Below are 9,097 nucleotides of genomic sequence, written 5' to 3' on the forward strand. Positions count from 1 at the left end.
GCATTGCTTAAAGAACCAGTTCCGTTATGTGTCCAAAGTATTGTTCCATTTGAAGCAGTGGCTCCGCTTACCGTAGCCGTTGCATTGGAACAGATGGTTTGGCTTCCGCCTGCCGCAGAAGCCTGTGGTAATGCATCGACATTAACGGTATAAGTTGTTGTAGCTTTTGCAATTCCGCAGGTATTGTTACTGGTAACGGTCATGGTCAAGGTCACTGTATTGCCTTCATCTCCGGCCGCTGCAGTATAGGTTGGGGTCAATGTGGTGGCATTGCTTAACGAACCAGTTCCGTTATGTGTCCAAAGTATTGTTCCATTTGAAGCAGTGGCTCCGCTTACGGTAGCCGTTGCATTGGAACAGATGGTTTGGCTTCCGCCTGCCGCAGAAGCTGTCGGTAATGGATCTACTGTGATAGTTGTAGCAGTAGAATTTGCGGCAGCGCAGGCAGCACTTTGAATTACGGCACGATATTGTGTAGTAGCAGTTAGATTAGTGGCGGTATACGTATTTGTTGCATTTATGATAGGCGTCCAAGTGGTTCCATTCAAAGAGGATTCCCATCTTATAATAGTTCCTATATGTGCTCCTAATGTCAATAAGGTACTGTTGGTTCCGGTGCAAACTGTCGATCCACCAGTAACTGCACCAGCTACCGTTGCCGGATCTACTGTTACTATAGTTGTAGTGGTTTTTGGATTGGAACACCCAGGTGTTATAAATGTATAGGTAACAGTATAAGTACCAGGAATGCTTGTAGCAAGATTTATTTCCCCAGTAGATGTACTTACAAATTTTAAGTCGGTAGATGATGAAGAATAAGTTCCCCCTTGTACACCTGTTTGAGTTACACCTGCTGTTCCAACAGGACAGAAAGGGCCAGCATAACTAATAGTTGCTTGGCCAAGATCAATACCCACCTGAATAGGTTCAATAAAATCATCGAGTGAGGCAGATTCTACAGCAGAAGATTTTGTTGATACAAATAAAGTCTTTACTTTCAGTCCATCACAAAGATTAGTGGATTGTAAAAAAGCAGTTACATTAAATGCGGCTTCAACAAATTGATTTGCTGTATATGTCGAATTACCAAAAGCACTATAAGGAACACTTTGAGTTCCTCCGTTTGTAAATCCATAATAAGTGCCTACTGGTGGAAACTTTTCTACATATGTATAGTTTGGATTTGCTATTGTTCCTATATTACTCCATACATAGAACTTAATTTCTGCAACTGCTCCACCATTAACATATCCAATGTATATAGCAACATCATTTAAAGTCCTTCCACCATTTGGTCCAGCAGAATTAAATGTACCATTTGCATTTCTGGTTAAAGTGTTTTGAAGAAATTCAAAGTAGAGATTACTTGTACCACTTGTTTCCTTTCTGTCTCCAGCCACAAATAACCATTGTTTATCGTCAGTAGGATCATTAACATTAACAGGATCATTGCCAAGATGATATAATACATTATTGATATCCCCTTTACCACCAGCATTACCAACACTCCATTTCCAATCATTTGGGTTGTCATTAAATTTACTACCACTAAATATAAAATCCTGACTACCGCCGGCATAACCATCTATCTTTCGACTTGTTGTAAGAGAATTAACAGGTGTTCCATCATTATTCAGCACATAACCGCCACCAGATCCTTGAACCCAGTCGCCAGTACCTGCACCTGCAGTGAGGCTTCCGTTAATATTAAATCCCCCAGTTGGTTGGCTCACAGAAATAGTCTGTTGTGCTATTGTCGTTGAAAAACTAAATAGACTTATAAAAATAATGGTAAATAATTTTGTCGAATGAGTAAAAATTGTTTTCATTTTTAATTATTTTAAGGTTAATAACCTAGATATTATAGGGAGAAATTATTATCAATAATTCTATATTTTGAGCACTATTAGAGCACACAATATGTGGTAAATACTTTTAAGTATTGACAATTGATGAATTTAAAAGACAGTAAGTACTTAGAATTTAAAAGTTTGCAATTTGCAATGCATAATAATACTTTTCTTCTGGAGGTGCACTTTTGATTTTTTTGCTTTTATCTGTTTTATACGTAGTTATATTAAAAACAGTTTGAACAAAAGCCATAGTAGAATTAAATACTAAGGACGGTAAGTGAGAAATTTTTAAAGGGATCAACCACACTTTTTTGTCAAAAAAAGAAGTTAAAAACAGGATTGTTTTTTGAAAGATATTCGAAAAAAAATCGTTTAATAGGTTTAGAGTAGTTTTAGGCTTCATATTTTTAAATTTTTTATGTAAATAAATAATTTTTATAAAAGTTCTGTATATTGATTTGTTTCATGTAAAATGTATAAGTTTTAAAAAAACAATCTTGTGTTAAGTAGGTTATTCGTTAATTCTATATTTGATTTAGATTTGGGAATTAAATCAAATTAAAATTTTGTCTTGTCAAATTGAAACTGATGTCAGTTAACAATGAATTGAAGTAGGTCCTTTTGACAATTTAATTTTGATTGAGATTTGGGAATACAATCAAAATTTTTTTTTCTTATGTGTTGACGCATATTTGCTCAACAGAAAATCCTAGTAGATTTTTATTTCTAATTTTTGATTGATATTTGGGAAACAATCAAAAATTTAAATTTCAGCATTAAAGCTTGTTGTAGGTTACAAAATAATTTTTATAATGTTTTTTATTTGGGGTAAAAAATTAATAAATTATTTATATACCAAATTTATAAAGAATGTTCATAATACAATATGATTGTCTTTGAAAAACCTAAATACTCGTTGAAAAGTTAAAAACATAAGTAAAATACCTTAAATAAGAATGCTTTTTTTGAATATTTTTCACTTTTTTATAACAAATAGATTCTTAAAAGAGTAATTTATATTTAATTGTTTTTAAAAAAAGGGATTATATGATACGAATAGTTTAAGAATGTGACTGTTTTAATATATAAAAAGCTTCTGCTATTAAATGATTAACAGGATAACTATAAAAAAAAATAAAATGATTGTAATAAATGATTTATTATTTGTATTCTGATTTTTTAAACCAAATAAAAATGTTTAGATGTTAGTTAATTTTAAGTAAAAAATCTTTTTTTTTTTTTTAGCATAGGTTTAAAAAAAATATTTCAAAAGTGAGATTTGATATCTTCTGAATCTAAATTTTTTTATCAAAAAAAAATATTAAATATTATCTATTTGAAAATTAGTAAATTAAATTTTAATTGAAAGATTTTTCTTCTTTTAGCGTTGTATTTGGTATATTTTGTCGATTATTTTTTGTATTTAAACGAATAAGTTGTTTATTTGATGATTGAAATTTAATAAAAATAATTTATAATAATTTAAGTTTTTTGCCCCACAATCTACCTTAAATTTAATCGAGTAATGTTTATGAATACAAAATTGCTCCAATTTGTTGCGATTGGATTTTTGCTTACTATTTTAACATCTTGCTCTTCTGAAAATAATTCAAATGAGACTGAAGCAAAATTACCAATAGTAACTGTTTATGATTATAGTCCTATAGAATTGGAAACAATGACATTAATAAATAATTATAGAGTGAGTATTGGATTAAATGCTTTGGAAAAAATAAATCACGTTTCCTATAAATCAGAGGAGCATGATGAGTATATGATTGCTAATAATGTTGTTAATCATGATGATTTTGTAGCCCGTTCAGAAAATATAATAAAAGCATTGGGTGCATTAAGGGTAAGTGAAAATGTTGCGTATAATTATAGTACTGCACAAGGTGCTTTTGATGCTTGGATGAATAGTCCTGGGCATAGATTAAATATTGAAGGTGATTTTACACATTTTGGATTATCTATAAGAGAGAACCCAGTTAATGGAAGAAAATATTATACGAATATTTTTGTAAAAATGTAAGTTTTGTTTGTTTGTATGTTTGTATGGAGGCTGTCAATAAAATGACAGCTTTTTTTTGATAATAATTTTAAAATAATAGATATTAAAAAATAATTTCTTTGCTTTAATTCATTTGAATAAGTAAATATGTATAGTATTGTATATGTTGTTGTTGGAAGTCATATTTAAGCCGTACATTAAAAATCATATAATATCTTCAAATGAAAATTAAAATAAAGTTTCTAAACTTTTTTTTTGTAAATTGTATGACCCTAAAGATTTTATAATTCAAATTTTATTATTGAAATCTAGCCTAATAAAATAGTTAATTTACTGAATTTCATTTGTTTGTGTTTTTAATGAAGTTTTTTAGTTTTATAAAATAAAAGTTGTGATGTATGAAAAATTTAATATTAGTTCGGCATGCAAAGTCTAGTTGGGAAGCCCCTTTACATGATAAAGATAGACCACTAACTTCACAAGGAATGCAAAGTGCTCATTTAGTTTCTTCTCATGTTATTAAACATTTGCCTAAAACCTTTAGTATTTGGAGTAGTACAGCTGAAAGAGCGGTAGAAACTGCTTTGATTTTTGCTCAAAATATAAATTTCCCATTAGAAAGCATTCTATATAAGGATGAGTTATATACTTTTGATGAAAGAAAATTGGAAAAAGTTATCAAATCATACAGTAATGGTTATGATAGTATAATTATATTCGGACATAACGAGGCTATTACAAATTTTGTTAATAAATTTGGGGATGTTTACATTGATAATGTTCCTACAGCCGGATTTGTCCATATAGAATTTGATAATGAAAGTTGGGATACTATTGATAAAGGCAAGACAAAAAAAATTCTATTCCCCAGAGATTTAAAATAAATAAAAAGTGTTTGAACATAAATATATTGATAGAGAGAAAAGCTGGTTGGCTTTTAATGCTCGAGTATTGCAAGAGGCTGCTGACGATTCAGTTCCATTATTAGACAGGTTAAGGTTTCTAGGGATTTTTTCCAATAATTTAGATGAGTTTTTTAGAGTTCGATTTGCTGCTATAAGGCGGTTGAGTTTGAGTGGTATTTCTGGCGAGAAATATTTTGGAGGAGTTACCGCACAACAATTAATTAAAGATATAACAGAGATTGTTATCCAACAGCAATCCGAAAGTTTAAGAATTCTTAATAATATAGAAGAAAGATTAGAAACCGAAAATATTTTTATTATTCATGAAAATGAGATTAATAAAGAGCAAGAAGTTTTTTTGAAAGAATTTTTTATACAAAAGTTAAGTCCGGAGCTCGTTACAATTATATTAAATGATTTAGCAGAATTTCCTGTTCTAAAAGATTCGATGGGATATTTGGCAGTAAAACTCGTGATGAAAAAAAATCAAGAAGTTCGCTACGCCATAATTGAAATTCCTAAAATGATTAATCGTTTTGTTGTATTGCCTTCTACGAATGAAAAGCAATATGTCATTCTGATTGACGATGTTATTAGAATGCATTTGAGCAGTATTTTTAATATTTTCAATTACGAAAGTGTTTCGGCTCATATGATAAAAATTACAAGAGATGCTCAATTGGATATTGATAGTGATTTGAGTAAAAGTATGCTTGAAAAAATATCATCCAGTGTAAAAGACAGAAGAATAGGGGAGCCAGTTCGTTTTATTTATGATCAGGAGATTGATAAGGATACTCTAAAGTTCTTTCTGGATAAAATGAATATTGATTCCACAGATAGTATTATTCCCGGAGGTAGATATCATAATAGAAGGGATTATATGGATTTTCCAAATCTTGGTCGATATGATTTATTGTATAAAAAAAATGATCCTCTGCCTATACCTGGTTTAAGTCTTGAGGGCAGTATTTTGGAGAAAATTGCCGAAAAGGATTATTTGTTGAATGCACCATATCAATCTTTTGCTTACTTAATAAAATTTTTGCGTGAAGCCGCTTTGGATCCTAAAGTAACTTCAATCAAAATTACTTTATATCGATTAGCTAAAAATTCTCAAATCATTAGTTCTTTAATTAATGCTGCCAAAAACGGAAAAAAAGTAATTGTTCAAATAGAATTGCAAGCCCGATTTGATGAAGCTTCAAATATTTCTTATTCCGAACAAATGCAAACCGAAGGAATCCAGCTTATTTTTGGAATAAAAGGTTTAAAGGTTCATAGCAAAGTCTGCGTGATTGAAAGAATGGAGAAAAATAAAATAAAACGATATGGTTTTATTTCGACAGGAAACTTTAATGAGGCTACGGCAAAAATTTATACAGATGTAACACTTTTCACGTGTCATCCTCAAATACTGAAAGACATATCAAAAATATTTGAATTCTTTGACATCAATTATAAAGTGCAACGCTATAAACACCTTATTGTTTCGCCACAATATACAAGACATCGTTTTGTGAAAATGATTGATAGAGAAATTGCACATGCAATAGCTGGTAGAAAAACTTACATGAAATTAAAAATGAATAGTTTGTCAGATTTAGCTATGATTGATAAATTATATGAAGCAAGCAAAGCTGGTGTGAAAATTCAATTGGAAGTAAGAGGTATTTGTTCATTAATTCCAGGGGTTAAAGGATTGAGTGAAAATATTGAAGCTATTAGTATAGTTGATAATTATTTAGAACATTCAAGAGTTTATATTTTTGGGAATGCAGGATTGACCGAAGTTTATATTTCATCGGCCGATTTCATGACAAGAAACATAGACGCAAGAGTAGAAGTGACCTGTCCAATTTATGATCAAGAAATAAAAAATGAATTGATTGAGAATTTTGATATCGGTTGGAAAGGAAATGTAAAAGCAAGATACCATTCCTATAAACTAGATAATAAATATAGGATAAGGAATGATAATCCAATTTTCAGAGCCCAGCTGGAAACCTACAAGTATTATCAAAGAAAAGTTGAATTGATAGGGGAATTAAAAGAAGATTAAAACAACGCAAGAATAGGAATATTCTAAACCATAAATCGCATCCTAGAGAATATGATTAAAATTAAAAAATATGCTGCTATTGATATTGGGTCGAATGCTATGCGTTTATTAATCACCAATATTGTAGAAGAAGAAGGAAAATAAACACAATTCAATAAGAGTTCATTAGTACGTGTACCTATTCGTTTGGGGCAGGATGCGTTTACTGTTGGGGAAATTTCTCCTGAAAATACTGAGCGGATGATTGATGCTATGAAAGCATTCAATTTGTTAATGAAAGTGCATAAAGTAGAACGATATATGGCATTTGCAACATCGGCAATGCGCGAAGCATATAATGCAAAAGAAGTGGTAGCTTTAATAAAAAAGAAAGCTGATATTAAAATTGAAATTATTGACGGCAAAAAAGAAGCAGCCATAATAGCTTCAACAGATTTACACCATTTATTAAAAACTGACGAAACGTATTTATTTGTAGATGTTGGCGGTGGAAGCACTGAATTTACATTATTTTCAAATGGAAAAATGGTTAATTCAAGATCTTTCAAAGCAGGAACAGTTCGGTTGCTAAATGAAATGGTTTGTGATGTAGTCTGGGATGAAATTGAAAAATGGATTAAAAATAATACTGCCGATTATGAAGAGGTTACCTTAATAGGGTCTGGTGGGAATATTAATAAATTATTCAAAATGTCGGGTAAAATTCAAGAAAAACCTCTATCATACATTTATATGAACTCCCAATATGCTTATTTAAGTTCGCTTTCTTATGAGCAAAGAATTTCTCAATTAGGATTAAATCCTGACCGAGCTGACGTAATTGTTCCGGCAACCCGTATTTATCTAAATGCTATGAAATGGAGTGGAGCCAGACAAATTTATGTTCCAAAAATTGGACTTTCTGATGGGATTGTAAAAGCAATGTACTATGGGAAAGTATAGTTGATTTATTAATTAAATTATCATAATAAATATAAAAGCAGCTCAATTTGGGCTGCTTTTTATGTGTGAAATATTTTCTGAATAGTATTAAGCCAGTTTTAATAAAAGCCTTTTTAGCCACAATCCAACTAACAAAGCGATTACAAGTAATATTGCAAACAGATAGAAAATCGTGATTTCTGTAGTTAAGCCTAATAGTAATGGCCCGACAAAAGCTGCAGCTGACCAAGCGGTTAATGTGTAACCAAGAACTTGACCATATTTTTGAGTTCCAAAAATATTTTTCACAAAGGAAGGCATGGTTGCAAAACCAGCTCCATATCCTGCAATAATAATAAAGGTTAGAGCCTGAAATGAAGTTTGATCGGTTGAAAACGTTGGTATCAAAGCAAAACAAGCTGCGTTTATTCCAATAAAAATCATAAAAGTATTCCAGCAGCCTATTTTGTCGGAAATACTCGACCAGAACAAACGCCCCAATCCATTAAACAAACCGATGATAGCCACAAACATTGTAGCTTGCGTTGCACTCATTCCTACAACTTCTTCACCTAATATAGCAGCTTTAGAGATTATGGCAATTCCTCCGCATACGTTCAGGAATAGCAATAACCATAACGCAATAAAGCGTTTGTCTGTTATAATTTGTTTTGGAGTTAAATCGATATGAACTTGTTGCACAGCATTAATATTTATTGGATTGGACAAATACAAAGCACTCAATAGCATACAAATTCCATAGCAAATTCCAAGAGTAGAAAATGCCCCAGACAGTCCTAAAGAAGTATACAAAGGCCCAATTAAAAACGAGGCTAATAAAGATCCTAATGCAAATGACATTATAATTATTCCGGAAGCCAATCCTGGTCGATCTGGAAACCATTTTACAACAGTATATACAGGTACAATATATCCAAATCCTAAACCGATTCCTTGCAAAACTCCAAAAGTTAAGTAAAACAAATAGATAGAACTCATTTTGACAGCCAAGGCACTACCCAATAAGCCTATAGTTAAAAATAAGCTCGCAATAAATCCAGCTTTTGTAGGTCCAATTTTTTGAGCAAATTTGCCCATAAAAGCAGCTGTTAATCCTAAGAAACAAATGGCTAAACTAAATCCTGTTTTGGTATCATGAGCATCCCAGTTTAATTCTTTTGATAAAGGTTCTATCCATTTGCTATATGCATAAATGGACCCAATTGACAGTTGCATAATCATTCCTGCCAATACGATCAAATATTTATTTTTTGACATAGTTGTATTGTAATAAAATTATAACTCCTTATTTAATCTTTACATTTTTGAAGTAAAGCTTGAATAT

General features: G+C 31.1%; 5 protein-coding genes and 1 pseudogene. 4 read left to right on the forward strand and 2 right to left on the reverse strand.

Annotated elements, in window-relative coordinates; translation table 11 throughout:
* Positions 1–1,829, reverse strand: a 1,829-nt coding sequence (locus VFS71_RS06095; protein ID WP_326400003.1) for a hypothetical protein, incomplete at its 3' end; no start/stop codon positions are given.
* 1,555 nt (positions 1,830–3,384) lie between these two features.
* Here VFS71_RS06095 and VFS71_RS06100 point away from each other — a divergent pair.
* From VFS71_RS06100 to VFS71_RS06115, 4 genes and pseudogenes are all read left to right on the forward strand, one after another.
* Complete coding sequence (locus VFS71_RS06100) at positions 3,385–3,885, forward strand: CAP domain-containing protein (RefSeq protein WP_326400005.1); 501 nt, start codon at positions 3,385–3,387, stop codon at positions 3,883–3,885.
* Positions 3,886–4,262: 377 nt separating this feature from the next.
* A complete protein-coding gene (locus VFS71_RS06105) occupies positions 4,263–4,748 on the forward strand; it encodes a histidine phosphatase family protein (protein ID WP_326400006.1) in 486 nt (161 codons plus the stop codon).
* Between the two features lie 7 nt (positions 4,749–4,755).
* Complete coding sequence (ppk1, locus tag VFS71_RS06110) at positions 4,756–6,831, forward strand: polyphosphate kinase 1 (RefSeq protein WP_326400007.1); 2,076 nt, start codon at positions 4,756–4,758, stop codon at positions 6,829–6,831.
* Positions 6,832–6,882: 51 nt separating this feature from the next.
* Positions 6,883–7,773: pseudogene (locus VFS71_RS06115) on the forward strand (Ppx/GppA phosphatase family protein).
* 87 nt (positions 7,774–7,860) lie between these two features.
* Here the strand turns inward: VFS71_RS06115 and VFS71_RS06120 are convergent.
* On the reverse strand, positions 7,861–9,030 hold the full coding sequence (locus tag VFS71_RS06120; protein ID WP_326400009.1) for an OFA family MFS transporter: 1,170 nt from the start codon (positions 9,028–9,030) through the stop codon (positions 7,861–7,863).
* Between the last annotated feature and the right edge of the window lie 67 nt (positions 9,031–9,097).

Source organism: Flavobacterium sp., assembly GCF_035760125.1.
In the GTDB taxonomy this organism is placed as follows: domain Bacteria; phylum Bacteroidota; class Bacteroidia; order Flavobacteriales; family Flavobacteriaceae; genus Flavobacterium.